The organism is Pseudomonas sp. S3(2024) (assembly GCF_036861315.1).
Classification (GTDB): Bacteria; Pseudomonadota; Gammaproteobacteria; order Pseudomonadales; family Pseudomonadaceae; genus Aquipseudomonas; species Aquipseudomonas putida_A.
Genome location: NZ_JAZAQQ010000004.1, coordinates 491,390 through 505,742, shown reverse-complemented (window position 1 = coordinate 505,742; position 14,353 = coordinate 491,390). Strand labels below are relative to the sequence as shown.

At 61.9% G+C, this 14,353-nt stretch carries 16 protein-coding genes; 7 read left to right on the top strand and 9 right to left on the bottom strand.

Annotated elements, in window-relative coordinates:
* Positions 1-7: 7 nt before the first annotated feature.
* Positions 8-943, bottom strand: coding sequence for a Flp pilus assembly protein CpaB (gene cpaB / locus VLA07_RS13970; protein ID WP_333989473.1), 936 nt, complete (start codon positions 941-943; stop codon positions 8-10).
* 336 nt (positions 944-1,279) lie between these two features.
* Between cpaB and VLA07_RS13965 the strand changes: the two genes are divergently transcribed.
* The 3 genes from VLA07_RS13965 (at position 1,280) to VLA07_RS13955 (ending at position 2,290) form a co-directional block, all read left to right on the top strand.
* The gene (locus VLA07_RS13965) at positions 1,280-1,486 is read left to right on the top strand and encodes a Flp family type IVb pilin (RefSeq protein WP_095138203.1); all 207 of its coding nucleotides are present in this window, start codon (positions 1,280-1,282) and stop codon (positions 1,484-1,486) included.
* A 117-nt stretch (positions 1,487-1,603) separates the two neighbouring features.
* Positions 1,604-1,816, top strand: a complete 213-nt coding sequence (locus VLA07_RS13960; protein WP_096794831.1) for a Flp family type IVb pilin — start codon at positions 1,604-1,606, stop codon at positions 1,814-1,816.
* 66 nt (positions 1,817-1,882) lie between these two features.
* On the top strand, positions 1,883-2,290 hold the full coding sequence (locus tag VLA07_RS13955; protein WP_095138201.1) for a response regulator: 408 nt from the start codon (positions 1,883-1,885) through the stop codon (positions 2,288-2,290).
* Between the two features lie 59 nt (positions 2,291-2,349).
* On the opposite strand, the gene VLA07_RS13950 is transcribed toward VLA07_RS13955, so the two are convergent.
* Positions 2,350-3,135 carry a response regulator transcription factor gene (locus VLA07_RS13950; protein WP_096794830.1) on the bottom strand — a complete coding sequence of 262 codons (786 nt, stop codon included), beginning with the start codon at positions 3,133-3,135 and terminating at the stop codon, positions 2,350-2,352.
* Positions 3,136-3,253: 118 nt separating this feature from the next.
* Positions 3,254-3,724, bottom strand: a complete 471-nt coding sequence (locus VLA07_RS13945; protein ID WP_097089922.1) for a prepilin peptidase — start codon at positions 3,722-3,724, stop codon at positions 3,254-3,256.
* Between the two features lie 75 nt (positions 3,725-3,799).
* Between VLA07_RS13945 and VLA07_RS13940 the strand changes: the two genes are divergently transcribed.
* Positions 3,800-4,246 carry a TadE/TadG family type IV pilus assembly protein gene (locus VLA07_RS13940; RefSeq protein ID WP_007963015.1) on the top strand — a complete coding sequence of 149 codons (447 nt, stop codon included), beginning with the start codon at positions 3,800-3,802 and terminating at the stop codon, positions 4,244-4,246.
* Positions 4,243-6,990, top strand: coding sequence for a PAS domain-containing protein (locus VLA07_RS13935; RefSeq protein WP_333989472.1), 2,748 nt, complete (start codon positions 4,243-4,245; stop codon positions 6,988-6,990). The genes VLA07_RS13940 and VLA07_RS13935 overlap by 4 nt, the downstream gene beginning before the upstream one ends.
* On the opposite strand, the gene VLA07_RS13930 is transcribed toward VLA07_RS13935, so the two are convergent.
* The 5 genes from VLA07_RS13930 to VLA07_RS13910 form a co-directional block, all read right to left on the bottom strand.
* Positions 6,987-8,987: a pilus assembly protein TadG-related protein gene (locus VLA07_RS13930; protein ID WP_333989471.1), complete on the bottom strand. Its 2,001-nt coding sequence runs from the start codon at positions 8,985-8,987 to the stop codon at positions 6,987-6,989. The two genes, VLA07_RS13935 and VLA07_RS13930, sit on opposite strands and share 4 nt — an antisense overlap.
* Positions 8,988-9,239: 252 nt before the next feature.
* Positions 9,240-9,797: a DUF4136 domain-containing protein gene (locus VLA07_RS13925; protein WP_333989470.1), complete on the bottom strand. Its 558-nt coding sequence runs from the start codon at positions 9,795-9,797 to the stop codon at positions 9,240-9,242.
* Between the two features lie 50 nt (positions 9,798-9,847).
* Positions 9,848-10,456, bottom strand: a complete 609-nt coding sequence (locus VLA07_RS13920; RefSeq protein WP_134785349.1) for a DUF4136 domain-containing protein — start codon at positions 10,454-10,456, stop codon at positions 9,848-9,850.
* 12 nt (positions 10,457-10,468) lie between these two features.
* Positions 10,469-11,218 carry a methyltransferase gene (locus tag VLA07_RS13915; RefSeq protein WP_222016751.1) on the bottom strand — a complete coding sequence of 250 codons (750 nt, stop codon included), beginning with the start codon at positions 11,216-11,218 and terminating at the stop codon, positions 10,469-10,471.
* Complete coding sequence (locus VLA07_RS13910) at positions 11,218-11,520, bottom strand: MazG-like family protein (protein WP_007951009.1); 303 nt, start codon at positions 11,518-11,520, stop codon at positions 11,218-11,220. The genes VLA07_RS13915 and VLA07_RS13910 overlap by 1 nt, the downstream gene beginning before the upstream one ends.
* Before the next feature lie 160 nt (positions 11,521-11,680).
* Here VLA07_RS13910 and VLA07_RS13905 point away from each other — a divergent pair, with 160 nt between their 5' ends.
* The gene (locus VLA07_RS13905; protein WP_007963021.1) at positions 11,681-11,974 is read left to right on the top strand and encodes a hypothetical protein; all 294 of its coding nucleotides are present in this window, start codon (positions 11,681-11,683) and stop codon (positions 11,972-11,974) included.
* A 157-nt stretch (positions 11,975-12,131) separates the two neighbouring features.
* Positions 12,132-13,481, top strand: a complete 1,350-nt coding sequence (locus VLA07_RS13900) for an MATE family efflux transporter (protein ID WP_333989469.1) — start codon at positions 12,132-12,134, stop codon at positions 13,479-13,481.
* Here VLA07_RS13900 and VLA07_RS13895 read toward each other — a convergent pair.
* Positions 13,475-14,350 carry an alpha/beta hydrolase gene (locus VLA07_RS13895; RefSeq protein WP_115988290.1) on the bottom strand — a complete coding sequence of 292 codons (876 nt, stop codon included), beginning with the start codon at positions 14,348-14,350 and terminating at the stop codon, positions 13,475-13,477. The genes VLA07_RS13900 and VLA07_RS13895 overlap by 7 nt on opposite strands.
* Positions 14,351-14,353 lie beyond the last annotated feature (3 nt).

The window sequence follows — 14,353 nt, the reverse complement described above, 5'->3', positions numbered from 1 at the left end:
TGCTCAGTCATGGGGCTTGTTGGGAAAGCTGATTGCCGCGGATCACTTCCATCGGCCGCGCACCGCCATGGCCGCCAGCGGCCGGCGCTTTTGGCGCGGCACCGAGGGCCAGTTGGGTGAACTGGAAGAGCTGGCTGTTGGCGTTGTCCACGTGCGCCGGTGACTGGGTTTCACCGGCCCAGTACTTGGCCAGACGCTGTTCTTCGCTGCTGCGCACGGCCAGGCGCAACGTGCCGACCTGAGTGGCGAGCATCATCCGGCTGAGCAATTGTTCGGGCACCGCCAGCACCACGGTGCGTGCAGCGATCCGGCGTTGATCCTGTTTGAGTTTTTCGTCGGCGCTCAAGGCCGGGGTGGCGGGTTGGCCGTCGTTGGTCAGGCCGTATTGCTCACCGACACCGAGTACGCGCATGGCCGGCACCACGATCTGCGCCGACTGCTGCAGATTGCTCGCGTCCTGACGCAGGTAGAGCAGCACATCGACGTAGTCGCCGGGAATCAGTTGCCCGGCGGCGCCGATCACTTCATCTACGGCCACGGTCAGCGCGCGCTCATCACTGTGAATCATCCGCGCCAGTGAGCCACCGGCCTGAAAGCTTTCGTCGTTGAGCCAGGTGCCTGCGCTCAAGTGCCGCCACGGCGTGCGACCCACCGCTTGCTCGACACTGGAAAGGCTGCCGGCTGGCGCACTGCGCAGTTTCTCCACCGCCACATCGGCAGCCGTGAGCGGCGTGAACGGCGGCACATCGTGCAACAGCACGACCACTGGCTGGCGGGTCTGATCTTCGGCGGCGGCCAGGGTTTTTTCCATGGCGACTGCCGGGGCGGCAGGCACTTGGGCAACGGGAGCCGGTTGCCGACTGAGCATCAGGCCCCAGTAGCCGACGACGATTGCCCCCAGCAGCAGAACGGCTGCAAAACCCATGGTGACGCGACTGTTCATGACGGCTCTCCCTTTCCTCACTGCACCGACAGCCAGTACTTCCTGCCGAGAGAATTTTTCGCGATCAGGCAGCTATGAACATGCAACGATTTCGCTATTTCCAAGCTAGCTGATCCGAGCCAAAACGCCATTTCTGACAGGAAAATAACTCACTAAAGTATGAGTCCTGGCCAATTAACTGTAGGGTTTGGCTCGACTAACGTTCTGGTTAATCCTTTGTGATTAATCCGTTCTTACAGTTGTTGAGCAGGGGTTTGTTGACAATGCTCTGATAGCACGGTGAAAGCATGCCGCTGTAGCGTGGGATCGGCGCCAGAGGCGCAAAGGAGTGGACGTATGATTCTCGAATATCTGCTAGCCAGGGCCCGTCTGTTTCTCAAAAGCGAGGAAGGGGCGTCGGCAATCGAGTACGCAATCGTGGTGGCAATGGTAGCCGTGGTCGTCGTGGTGTTCGTGACACCTGTCGGCAACAAGGTACTGGCGATTTTCAACTCAGTTCTGACCAGTCTCGGCGGAACGGCGCAGGTCCGGCCTACGCCTTGATCCCCCCCGCTCGCCCCCTTTCAATGCCCGCGCGGGTGAGCAATCGCGCGTCCGGGCGTTGACGAGGCAAGTGAATTTCCAGCGTGTGGCCAAGGGCTGACGCAAAGGAGAATGCTCATGGTGGTTGAATATCTGTTGATGCGTGCGCGGGCCTTTCTGACCAGTACTGAAGGCGCGTCGGCCATCGAGTACGCGATTGTGGTGGCAATGGTGGCGGTAGTGGTCGTGGTGTTCGTGACACCGGTTGGTGCCAAGGTGCTGGCGATTTTCAACAGCGTGCTGGTATCCCTTGGCGGCACTGCGCAAACCGCTCCGGTGCAAACCCCCTGATGTGAGTCGCGTCCGGCGAATGTCGCGCTACACTCGATCTCACTTCCAGCTTTTCAGGGACTGCCCATGACTGCCTCCTCGCTCCCCCGCCAACAGTTGCTTCTGGTTGACGACGAAGAGGACGCGTTGCTTGAGCTGGCCGAGTTACTGGAGGGCGAGGGCTTTGTCTGTCACACCGCCACCTCGGTGAAACTCGCCCTGCATCACCTCACCCGCTTTCCGGATATCGCCCTGGTGATTACCGATCTGCGTATGCCGGAAGAGTCCGGCATGTCGCTGATCAAGCGTCTGCGCGAGCACACCTCACGCCAGCATCTGCCGGTGATCGTGACCTCCGGACATGCCGACATGGAAGACGTCAGCGACATGCTGCGCCTGCAGGTGCTGGACCTGTTTCGCAAGCCGATCTACCACGTGCGCCTGCTGGAAACCCTGGACAATCTGTTCCCCAAACCGAAGACGCAGGCCGGGTAATTCACTCAGGGTGTTTTGGAAGAATTGACTGCCTGCCCGCGAGGAACAGGCAATCAAGATCAGTGTGCTGTCACACGCTGACGGGCGGCCGAAGCACTCGGTGATAGCGCCAATGCCAACTGGGTGCGGTTGTGCATATGGGTCAGGCGCAAGACCTGCGAGACATACAGTTTCACGGTGTTTTCGGTGATGCCCAACTCGCAGGCGATCTGATAGTTGGTCTGCCCTTTGCCCACCAGCCGCGCCACATCCAGTTGCCGTGGCGACAGCTGATTGAAGATCGCCGGGATCTCCTGCTCGGCTTCGGCGCCGTCGCCGCCGAGCATGTCTTTGACCACCGCCGCCGGATTGCGCCGAACCTTGTCCAGGTCCTGGTAGAGATCATCGATGGATTCCGAGAGAAACTGCAGCTTCTGGTTCAGGTGCCCCAACTGGACATTCTTGTGCCGCTCTTGCAGGGCCGCTTCCTGACGCTTCACGCCTTCGAGCAGTTCATCCAGCTGGATCGGCTTCTGGTAGTAGTCGGCAATCCCGGCACGCAGGGCCTTGATCACGTCCTGTTTGTCGGCGCGCCCCGTGAGCATGATCGCTTCGAACACCCGGTGTTTGCCGCTGATGCGTTGCAGCTCCTGCACCAACTGAATGCCATCCATGTCCGGCATATGCAGATCGCTCAGCACCAGACCGATTTCCGCGTCTTCGCTGAACCGTTCGATCGCCTGCGTGCTGGATTCACACGGCACACAGCGGTAACCGCTGCTTTCGAGAAACTCGCACAACTCTTCGACAATCAACGGCTGATCATCGACCACGAGCACTTTTACCGCCGACGTAAGCTTGTTCACGAACCACTCCATTGCTCGGGCCAAAGCTGACTTTTTCTGCACTTTGGCGATGTAACGACTTCATTTGAAAGTAGACGCACTTTCCGACTATGTACATAGGACTAGTGGCATCTGGCGACTAATGGATCCAATGTATCGAAGCCAGTACACCTGCCAGCACGAACGGTGCAAATGGCAGCTTCTTTGACGCTCCTGGCTCTAAATATCGAAGACGTTCTCTAAGCCATTGACTCATATGAAGCCAGACTCTTGGCGCGACCAGCAGCCAGAGTAAACTGGCGATACCAGCGCCGATAAACGCACAAAGAATGAATAAACCGTTCGTCGCAAGGCCCATGGCTGTCATTAATTTCACATCGCCTGCGCCCATCCGGCCCATGAAATACCCAGGAACGGTCAACATCAGGGCGATCGCGGCGGCCCACCATCCCTGCTGCGCATCGGCTCCGAACCAGGTCGTGCCAGTCGCCAGCAAATGGATCAGCGCCAGCGCTCCTGCACCGAACGTCAGCACATTGGCGATACGCCGTTGCCGGGCATCCTGGGCGGCGCATAGGGCCAGCCAGATCAGGAGAACTAAACTCTGCATCCGGTTAAATCCATCCGATTTTGCTGAATGATTCTATGCTGATACTACGCAGTGAAAGTCAGGGTAGACGCACTCATGAAAACCGGCTTCGCAAAATCACAGGCAGGCGCAGTGGCGATCGAATTCGCCTTGGTATTCGTGATTTTTTTCGCCGTGTTCTACGCGCTGGTCAGCTACAGCCTGCCGTTTGTATTGATGCAGACTTTCAACGAGGCGACATCTGAAGCGGTGCGCCGCAGCGTCGCAGTCGACCCCAACACTCCCGGTTATGCTTCCGTGGTGGTGAGCACTGCCAACACCGCGTTGACCCAACAGTTGCAGTGGGTGCCATCCGCGCTGAACCTGGTGGTCGGCGTCGATACCTCGGCGGTGTATGACGCCACTCAAGGTACGCTGACGGTCAGAGTCGATTACCCCACCAGCAAGCTCAATCAGGTCATTCCATTTCTGGTGCTGCCGGGCGTGGGTGCAGTGCCGAGTCTGCCCGCCACCCTCTCCGCCGCGTCGAGCCTGAAATTTTGACCGCCGGCGACAATCTGTTCGGGCGCCTGCTCAAGCGCGCGCCACCGCCGGCCAACGAACTGCCCGATCATCTCGGCGCACCGCCGCTGGGCCTGCACCTGCAACTGAACCACGACGGCGGCGTATTGCAGATCGCCGGGCCGTTGCGCCACCAACTCGCGCAACAGCCACCCCACGACTCGCCGCTGCCGTTGTCGGCTTATTTACTCGCGCACAGTACGTTGGCAATTGAAGGCCGCCCGCAGGACTGGCAAGGGCAAATACTCGATCTGGATTTTCCCGGCCTCAGCGATCAGACCCTGCACCTGCGCGGTTGGGTGCAGCCTTCGGCCGAGGGCTGGATGCTGCAACTGATGGACATCGGCGACCTGCTGCTGGAGCGCCAGCAGTCGCGCAATCGTGAAACCTGTCAGGCCCTCGCCGGGCAGATCAGCGAACACCTGCGCGTCTGCAACCTGACGCGTTTGCCGATGGTGCTCAGCGAGCAATTGCAGGCCATCGCCCAGCGCTGGCATATCCCGTGTCTGGCCATCGCCCTGCTCGACGAACAGGCACAGGGCTGGCAGATCTACGAGCAATATCGCGCCCACGACGCGCCGCTGCTGTGGCAGGACGGCCAACGTCTGGGCACGCCGCTCGACAGCCTCAACGGCAGCGCGCCGCAACGCCTCGGCGCCCATCATGGCTTGTACGAACACGCGCGGGTGGAGGCCACGTTCGGCAACGCCGACGGGTTCGCCGTGCCCTACAGCGATGATCGAGGGGTGGTGGCGTGGCTGCTCTGCGGCTTCTACACCGTGGACATTGCCGCCCCGCACCTGAACGACCGCGACTGGATGGCCCTGACCAGCGCACTGGCCGGCCCGCTGCTCAGCCGCCTGCGAGAACAGCAGCATCATCAATACAGCGAACGCCTCGAATCGCTGCAGACCCTGCTCGGCACCGGTTGGTGGGAAATGCTTGGCGACGACATGCTGCTGGCGCCTACGCTGCTCGATGTGTTGCCGGCGGACCGTGCTCGCATCTCGCTGCAAGACTGGCTGGAACTGATTCATCCGGCCGACCGCGAAGAACTGCGCAGTCGTCTGCATGCCCTGCAATTGCACGGCGAGCCCCTGACCCTGTGCGTGCGCCTGCACCGCAGCAGCCCCGGACAAACGCCCTTGTGGTATCGCGTTCAGGGCCAGGTCGCCGGCACCGGTGAACAGCGGCGACTGGTGGGATTCATGCTCGACATCAGCGACACGCGCAACCAGCAGCAACGCGCCGAAGCCGCCCATGCGCGGCTGGATAACCTGATCGCCAGTTCGCCGGCGGTGATTTATGTGCAGCACTACGTCGAGGGTGCGCTGCTTTCCGACTTCTTCAGCGCCAGCCTGCAGCCGCTGCTGGGCTGGACGCCGGCCGAGGGCTGCGCCGCCGACTGGGTGCAACTGATTCACCCCGAAGACCGCGAGCTGTATTTCGCTCGCACCCGGCAACTGTTGCGCGAAGGCTCGGCGCGCGCGCGTTTTCGCTTGCGCGACGCACGCGGCGACTACCACTGGCTGCTCGACGAAGCCAAACTGCTGCGCAATGATCTTGGTCTGCCGGTCGAAGCCGTCGGGCTGTGGCTGGACGTCACCGAAGCGACCCTCGCCGCCGAACAGGTCAGACACAGCGAAGAGCGTTACCGGATTCTGGTGGAAGACTCGCCGGCGATGATCTGCCGTTATCGCCCGGACCTGACGCTGACCTTCGGCAATCGGCCGCTGGCGACTTATCTGGAATGCACCCCGGAGCAATTGCCGGGGGTCGATCTGGGCAGTTGGATGTCCGACGAACAACGCGCCGCCTTCGTCCAGCGTCTGGCACTGCTGACGCCGGAGCTGCCGGTGAGCACCGCCGAAATCAGCCTGCAATTACCCGGGCGCGAACATGCATGGTGGGTGTGGTCCGATCGCGGGGTGTTCGATGAACACGGGCGCCTGCTTGAGGTGCAGGCCGTGGGCCGCGATAACACCGAGGTGCGGCGCTCGCAGCAGCAACTCACGCAAAGCGCAAAAATGGCCACCCTCGGCGAAATGGCCACTGGTCTGGCCCATGAAATCAATCAGCCGCTGAACGTGATGCGCATGGCCATCGTAAACGTGCTCAAGCGCCTGGGTAACGGTGATGTGCAGATCGACTATCTGACCGACAAACTCAATCGCATCGACGCCCAGGTACAGCGCGCCGCGAAAGTGGTCGATCACATGCGCGTGTTCGGCCGTCGTTCGGAGATCGAGCAACAACTGTTCAACCCGGCCTCGGCCATCGAAGGCACCTTGTCGTTGCTGGCCGAAGGCATGCGCGGCAAAGGCGTCGACCTGCGGATCAGCGAAACCGCTTTCAGCGTGCAGGTGCGCGGTTACGTCGATCAGTTGGAGCAGGTGCTGATCAACCTGATGGTCAACGCCCGCGATGCGCTGCTCGGCAAACGCGAGAAAGACTCATCGTTCAAGCCATGGATCTCGATTTATGCCGAGCGCGACGAGCATAAGGTGCGGCTGTGGGTCGAGGACAACGGCGGCGGCATCGAGCCGCGTTTGCTGGAGCGGATTTTCGAACCGTTCTTCACCACCAAACCGGTGGGCGTCGGCACCGGGCTGGGGCTGTCGGTGAGCTACGGCATCATCGAAAACATGGGTGGTCATTTGAGCGTGCGCAACTCGCTGGAGGGCGCACGTTTCAGCATCGAGTTGCCGATTGCCCCGGACGCCTAGATCACCAGATAGGCCTTGCCGGTCTGGCCGCAGGTCATGTTGGCACCGACGTCGACGTCCATAAGGTTGATGCCCAGGCTTTTCAGCAGATTGTTGAGCAATGGGTCGAGCAAAGGTGCCAGCAAGTTAGTGACCACCGGCAGTAATTTGTTGGTGACATCGCTGATCAAAGAAGCGACCCCGGTGACGATAGAGCCCAAAGGATTACTGCCCTGCGGTTTGTAGACAGTCAGGTTGATGCCGGCCAGAGTCCCGGCGAGGCTGCCAACGATGTCAGTGGTTGGTGCCGCTGACTGCACGCTGGGTAGCAGCTTGAGGTTGGCCGGTGTATTGAACGGTGGAACGCTGGCGTTCACGCTGGAAAACAGCAGGTCCTGGGTGTTTTTCGCGACGCTGGTGTCGAGCATGATCCCGATTCCTCCGGCCCCGAACTGAACGTGGCTGCTCGCGTCGCAGCCGAATAGCCCGTAGCAAGTCTCGATGCCCAGATCAATCAGCGGCAACGGCGTGACCGTCGGTTCGGCGGACGAGGAAAAGGCGTTGGCCGGATCGATCTTGCCGAGTTTGAGATCGGCAATGGAGGTGATGGTATGGGCAGTCAGGCTCTTTACTCCAGTCGTACCTGTCGGACAACTGTAATCCGTGACATAGCTTTGAGCACCGCCCGCATCCAGACTGATATCGATTTCCGGAGAGGGCAGGAGTCTCGGGGCCAGTTGCTCGCAACCGGCTCCAAGCAGGCAGAGAACTGAGTTCAATGTGGCCGCCAGATCCAGGTGCAGCAGCGCATTCAAAGTCGGCGTCAAGGCACCCACTAATCCGAGCACGGCATTGGTCAACCCAGCCACCCCACTCAATACCGGCAGATTCACCGAGATGAAGGTGCGAATCTGCGCCGTGCGCACATAAATCCGATCCGCCCCCAATGGGTTGGCCTTGGCCCGCGCCGGATCACCAATCGCCGAGAACTGCGGCGGCTCGATCACCTTGACCCGCACCGTGACATTCGCCAGCCCCAGCACGCTGATCGGCAAGGTCGCGGCCACCGCGCTTTTGCTGTTGGCCAGTTGCACCACACCCTGAATCAGTTGCAGCAGTTGCAGGTTGGCATCCAGCCCGGCGGCGGTGGTGCCGGTCTGCAACTGCAGGATGTCGCCGAGTTTGACCGGCGCAGCATTGATCGCCGCAACCTGCAGCTGACCCAGCGCAGTGATCACCGTCGCGGTCGCGCCATTGAGCTGCACCACCGTCGCGGCCGCCTGAATCAGTTGGGTGACCGTGGCCTGGGTGTTGAGCAGTTGCGTGTAGTTGCCGGCGGCGACGTTGAGGTTGATCGCCAGTTGATTGAGGTAGCTGAGCAGGTTGATGTCGGTGTTGAGCAGACCGTCCCAACCCAGTGCCGTGAGGTTGACGTTGCCGCCGAGCAGCCCGGAGAACAGCGGATTGAGAATGTTCGACTGGGCGGTGTTGATGCTCGCCAGCGTACTGCGGATGTTCAGTTGCGCAACCGTCGGGGTCGGCTGCGCGGCGACGGCCGAGGCGTTGAGCGTGGTGTTCAGGCTGACCGCCGAGCCGCTGAACAAGGCCTGTACGCCGCCGGCAAAACTGGTGGTCACCGTGCGGCTGGCGACCACTTTGATCGCGCTCGACCGGGTGGCATCGACGGTAAACGCGCGCAGCCCGCTGACCGCGGTCTGCACACTGCCGCAGGTCGTCGCGAGGGTGTTGTTGCTATCGATGATGTAGCCATTGCGCACTGCGCTTTGCCCGGCATAAGTGGCTGCACTGAGGCCTGACTGACAATTGCCGCCGCGACTGACCGCTTCCAGCGCCGCACTGTCGACCACCCGCTGCAACTTGCGCTGCTCCATGTACAACCGACCGGTGTCGACCACCAACAGCATCAACACCAGCGCCAGACTGAGGGTGGCAGCCGCCATCAACCCGATCGCCCCGCGTTGCCGGGCCGGGCCGTTGAACTGCGTACGAGGCGACATGGCGCACTCCTTTGCCGGCGCGTTGCCGAGCGCTACCTCCGATGGTGGATTTGAGTGTAGACGGCGCTAATGGCAACGCGCCATTTGGTGCTGCACAAAACCCTGCAGACCTCGTCTTCTCGCGAATGCGCTGTGTCATTCAACATGGATGTGGCTGACACGCCGTCTTCGCGAGCAAGCCCGCTCCCACAGGGAGATTTGTGGTGGGGCAAAAAATGGGAGCCTCTTGGGCTCCCTTTTTTTTACAGCGAACTAGCGCGGTGGATAGTTGGCCAATATCCGGCTGACGGTTTCGCGCACTGCGTTGCTGCGATCCTGCGGGTTCGGCGTGCTGCTGAGCATCTGCTCATCGCTGCCACGCCACACCAGTTTGCCGTCCTTGCCATCGAGCAGATCGATCTGGATCGTTGCCACCTTGTAGGTGATGTTGCGGGTTTCGTTGTACATCGGCGCGCCCCAATACCCGTTCCACGGGCCACCCCAACCGCCGCCGTAGTTGGTGGTGACTTGCTGCTGACGGTCTTCGACGATCAGGTAGGTCTGCACGCTCAGGTCGCCCTTGGCTCCCGCAGCGGCAGGACGCAAACCGCGTTGATCAAGTTGATCGCTGACGGCTTGGCGGATGCGTTGCTCGGTCAGGTCACTCTTGATCCGTGGATCATCCGGGCGATATTGCAGCGCCGGTTCTTTCCAGCTCCAGCTGCGATAAGCGGCGAAGTCGCGGCTGGCGTCGAAGTCATGGTTGAGCTGATTGGCGGCGCAAGCACTGAGCAGCGCGGCCATGGCCAGTAAAGCGAGACGACGGAACATGGTTGTTCTCCGGTTGAAGGCCTGAACTGCGAAGCGTTCTCACATGAAGTCTAGCTCGGCGGATAGGCCGACAGGGCTTTTTCCAGAGCCTCGCGAATGGCGTCGGTGCGCACCAGTTGGCTACCCTGGTTGGCGGTCTCGGCGCTGGCGCTCCACACCGGTTGACCGGTGCCGGCATCGAACAGATTGACCTGCACCACCACGACCTGCTCCTGATAGGTGCGAACAATCGGCACAGTGTTGTACATGCCGTAACCGCGCCCGTAGCGATCATAGCCACTGTATCCGCCGTAACCGTAATCGTCCTGCACCTGCCGCAAGCGAGTTTCCAGACGCAGATTGGCGCTGACCAGCAAGTCGGCCGGACGGTTGTCGTGCAACGGACGCAACCCGCGTTGGTCCAGCGCATTGCTCACCGCTTCGGCCACTTGCGCCGAGTCGGCCCAGGCCGTGCCCGGCGGTAACTGCCCGTTGAGCCAGGCCCAACTGCGATAGCGCCCGTAATCACGCGGCGGCGCCGGGTAGGCGCTGCGATCGAAGGTGTTGGCCGCTTGCGGCGGCGCCGGCGGCAACGGCCGCGACTGCGCGACATACGGGTTGCTGCCCTGGCAGGCGGCCAACCCCAGACAGATCAGCAATAAACCGGATTGAGCTTTCATGTGGTGCTCCGATCAGATCGGCCGGCAGATCCAGTGCAAGTAACGCCCAAGCCCGGCGAAGCTTGGGTGGCGACGGTGAGCGAGCTCCATCTCCAGCAAATCCACGAGTTCGGCGCGGGCCTGGAATTCCACCGGCATGTAGTCGTGGAAAACCCGGATCCCGCTCTGGGTTTCGACCTGCCACAACCCTTCGAGTTGCGTTGCCAGCTCCCGCGGATCAAGCGGCTGCTGCGGGGTCAGGCTCTGCTTTTCACCGGCCATGGTGTTTTTGCGCATTTTCTTGAAATGGCCCTTGAGCAGGTTGCGGTAGATCAGCGCATCGCGGTTATAGAACGCCAGCGACAGCCAGCCACCGGGCTTGGTCAGTTGATGCAGCACCGGCAGGATTGCGTGTGGCTCGGCCAGCCATTCGAGCACCGCGTGGCAGATCACCAGATCATAGGGCTCGGTGAGCTGACCGAGCAGCTCCTGCCACGGCGCCTGAATGAACGTCGCGCTCTGCCCGGCTTCGGCGAAGCGCTGACGGGCGCCCTCAAGCATCGGCTCAGCCGGTTCGGTAAAGGTCACCTGATGGCCGCGCTCGGCCAGCCACAGCGACATGTGGCCCAGACCGCCACCGATGTCCAGCACGCGCAACGGCCGGTCCGGCAATGCTTCGGCCAGGTCGGCCTGCAACACCGCGAGGCGAATCGCGCCTTTGGCGCCACCGTAGATTTTTTCGGCGAAACGGGTCGCCAACTGATCGAAATGCCGGTCGCTCATCAGCTGAACCGCCGTTCGCTGTCGGCGAGCTTGCTGCGCACCACTTCATTCATGTCCAGCCCCAACTCGCTGCACAGCAGCAACAGATACAGGACGATGTCGCCGACTTCCTGCCCGGCATGCGCCAGTTTGTCCGCGGGCAACTGGCGCGACTGGTCTTCGGTCAGCCACTGGAAAATTTCCACCAGCTCGGACATTTCCACGCTGGCGGCCATGGCGAGGTTTTTCGGGCTGTGAAATTGCCGCCAGTCATTGCGGTCGCGAATGGCGTGCAGGCGTTCGGTCAGTTCAACAAGGTTCATCGGGCTCTCCTGAAGGCGTATAGCTTCGGGGGGATGTCGGCTGAACGCAAGCGGCCATGGCTCGCTCCCACACAGGATTGAGGCAAACCCTCTATAGTTGCAGGGAACTCGGCCACCCGCGTTGTGGCCCAAGGCTCAGCTCTTTCATCAGGATGCACACATGCAGGTAGAAAGCTTTTTCGAATGGCTCGGTCAGGCACTCGGTTCGATCATCCGTTTCATCGTCGACGGCCTCAGCGGCCTGTTCAACATTCTGAGCAACGCCGGCGGCAATTTTGTCGATGGCCTGGCGAAGACGCTGGGCATGGACACTTCGATCATCAGCATCCTCGCGCTGATCGTCGGCCTGATGCTGCTGTGGTCGGCGATTCGCGCGTTCATGAATGCGTCGATCATTGCCGGGATCATCTGGCTGCTGTTGGGGTTGTGGTTGTTGAGCTGGATCATCCACTGATACAGCTCCCTGTAGGAGTGAGCCTGCTCGCGATGGCGGTGGATCAGCCAAAACTGCTCTGAATGACACACCACTTTCGCGAGCAGGCTCGCTCCCACATTGGTTGCATCGCAGGCCGCACGAATCGCTACAATCCCCGCTCCCCCAAGGAGCCCGCATGTCCAACCTGATTGCCGACTGGCGCGACCGCCCGACTCACCGCAAGGTCTGGGCGCTCGCCGCGCCGATGATTCTTTCCAATATTTCCGTGCCGCTGGTGGCGCTGGTTGACAGCACCGTCATCGGCCACCTGCCCCACGCCCATCAGTTGGGCGCAGTGGCGGTCGGCGCCAGCCTCTACACGTTTCTCGCCTGGGCCATGGGTTTTCTGCGCATGGGCACTACGGGGTTTGCCGCCCAGGCCGCCGGGCGCAGCGACGGCGCGGCGTTACGGCAGATTCTGTTGCAGGGTTTGCTGCTGGCGCTGGGACTGGCGATCCTGCTCGGCACTCTCGGCGTGCCGTTGAGCGGTGTGGCCCTGCACTTCATGCAGCCGTCGGCCGAACTCGATCAACTGACCCGCGAGTTCTTCCACACCCGGTTATTCGGGCTGCCGGCAGCGCTGGCCAGTTACGCCCTGGTCGGCTGGTTCCTCGGCACCCAGAACGCCCGGGCGCCGCTGGCGATTCTGCTGAGCACCAACCTGATCAACATCGCTCTCAACCTGTGGTTCGTGATTGGTCTGGAATGGGGTGTGGTCGGCTCGGCCCGGGCCTCGGTGATTGCCGAGTGGAGCGGCGCCCTGCTCGGCCTGTGGCTGACCCGCGGCGCATTGCGCGCCTATCCCGGGCACATCGTCTGGGCAGCGTTGAAGGTGTGGCAGAGCTGGCGCCCTTTGCTGGCGGTCAACCGCGACATTTTCATCCGCAGCCTGGCGCTGCAATCGGTATTTTTCCTGATCACCGTGCAAGGCGCGCGGCTCGGCGATGCCACGGTGGCGGCCAATGCTCTGCTGCTCAACGGTTTGCTGCTGACCGCGCATGCGCTGGACGGTCTGGCGCATGCGGTCGAAGCGTTGTGCGGACACGCCATCGGCGCCCGCGACCGGCTCGCCCTGCGCCGTTCGCTGGTGGTGGCCGGCGGCTGGTCATTGCTGGCCAGCCTCGGTTTTGCCGCGCTGTTTCTGTTGGGCGGACACTTGTTCATCGAGATGCAGACCGACATCCAGAGCGTGCGCGATACCGCGTTCATCTACCTGCCGTATCTGGCGGTACTGCCGCTGATTGCGGTCTGGAGCTACTTGCTCGACGGCCTGTTCATCGGCGCCACTCGAGCCCGGGAGATGCGCAACGGCATGCTGCTGACCGTCGCCCTGCTGCTGCCGTTCGCCTGGGCATTACAGGGACTGGGCAATCACGGGCTGTGGATAACGTTCCTGCTGTTTATGGTCTTGCGCAGCCTGACCCTCGGCGCACTGGCCCTGTGGCTGCGGCGCAACGACGGCTGGTTCTGCGGTGCCGCTCACTGAGCCGGTGTGTGTTTGACGAACGCGACGACCTGATCGAGTACCGGCGCCAAGCGCCGCAGCGGACGCGACAGGGTCGCCACCAGCGTCACATGACTGGGGCGCGAGTAGTACAGATCCTGCACCGGTACACCCGCCTCGCGCAGTTTGCGCGCCAGGCCTGCGGTGTTGCGCGTCGGGTTGACCAGATTGTCCTTGGTCGCGGCGATCAGCAGTGCCGGAGGCTCGCCCTGCCTGACATGGTTGATCGGCTGCGATTGCGGCGGTGAGTCCGGCCAGAAGAATACCGGACGCACCTGCGGATTCTTGATGGGCAGAAAATCATACGGCCCGGCCAGGCCGATCCAGCCGCTGAGGTCTTTTGGCGTCATGCCCACCGCACCGAGCAGACCCGGATCCAGCGCCAGCATCGCCGCGTTGTAAGCGCCGGAACTGTGGCCCATCAGGTACAGGCGTTGCGGGTTGCCGGAGAACTCGCGGATATGGGCCCGGGTCCAGGCCACCGCCCGCGCCGAGTCTTCAAGAAACAACGGATAGCGCACCTGCGGGTAGAGCCGATAATCCGCCAGCACCGCGACAATTCCCCGCGACGCCAGCGCCTCGCCGACAAACGCGTAATCGCCACGATCACCGCTGTTCCAGCTGCCGCCGTAGAAGAACACCACCACCGGCGCGTCCTCCAGCGGCTGGCGCGGCACGTAGACGTCGAGCTTCTGTCGCGGATCATCGCCATAGGCAATCCCGGCGGTTTTGTGGAACGTGTCGTCGGGGGTCAGCGCATTGAGCACCTTGACCGGGGAACATCCGGTCAGCACCAGCAGCAGAAACCCGCCGAGGACTGCGCCGAACCGCTGCCACAGAGGATTTGTCATGGA

Coding starts and splice junctions, on each gene's coding strand:
- cpaB (WP_333989473.1), bottom strand. CDS start 943: ATGAACAGTCGCGTCACCATGGGTTTTGCAGCCGTTCTGCTGCTGGGG.
- VLA07_RS13965 (WP_095138203.1), top strand. CDS start 1,280: ATGATTCTCGAATATCTGCTAGCCAGGGCCCGTCTGTTTCTCAAAAGC.
- VLA07_RS13960 (WP_096794831.1), top strand. CDS start 1,604: ATGGTGGTTGAATATCTGTTGATGCGTGCGCGGGCCTTTCTGACCAGT.
- VLA07_RS13955 (WP_095138201.1), top strand. CDS start 1,883: ATGACTGCCTCCTCGCTCCCCCGCCAACAGTTGCTTCTGGTTGACGAC.
- VLA07_RS13945 (WP_097089922.1), bottom strand. CDS start 3,724: ATGCAGAGTTTAGTTCTCCTGATCTGGCTGGCCCTATGCGCCGCCCAG.
- VLA07_RS13940 (WP_007963015.1), top strand. CDS start 3,800: ATGAAAACCGGCTTCGCAAAATCACAGGCAGGCGCAGTGGCGATCGAA.
- VLA07_RS13930 (WP_333989471.1), bottom strand. CDS start 8,987: ATGTCGCCTCGTACGCAGTTCAACGGCCCGGCCCGGCAACGCGGGGCG.
- VLA07_RS13925 (WP_333989470.1), bottom strand. CDS start 9,797: ATGTTCCGTCGTCTCGCTTTACTGGCCATGGCCGCGCTGCTCAGTGCT.
- VLA07_RS13920 (WP_134785349.1), bottom strand. CDS start 10,456: ATGAAAGCTCAATCCGGTTTATTGCTGATCTGTCTGGGGTTGGCCGCC.
- VLA07_RS13915 (WP_222016751.1), bottom strand. CDS start 11,218: ATGAGCGACCGGCATTTCGATCAGTTGGCGACCCGTTTCGCCGAAAAA.
- VLA07_RS13910 (WP_007951009.1), bottom strand. CDS start 11,520: ATGAACCTTGTTGAACTGACCGAACGCCTGCACGCCATTCGCGACCGC.
- VLA07_RS13905 (WP_007963021.1), top strand. CDS start 11,681: ATGCAGGTAGAAAGCTTTTTCGAATGGCTCGGTCAGGCACTCGGTTCG.
- VLA07_RS13900 (WP_333989469.1), top strand. CDS start 12,132: ATGTCCAACCTGATTGCCGACTGGCGCGACCGCCCGACTCACCGCAAG.
- VLA07_RS13895 (WP_115988290.1), bottom strand. CDS start 14,350: ATGACAAATCCTCTGTGGCAGCGGTTCGGCGCAGTCCTCGGCGGGTTT.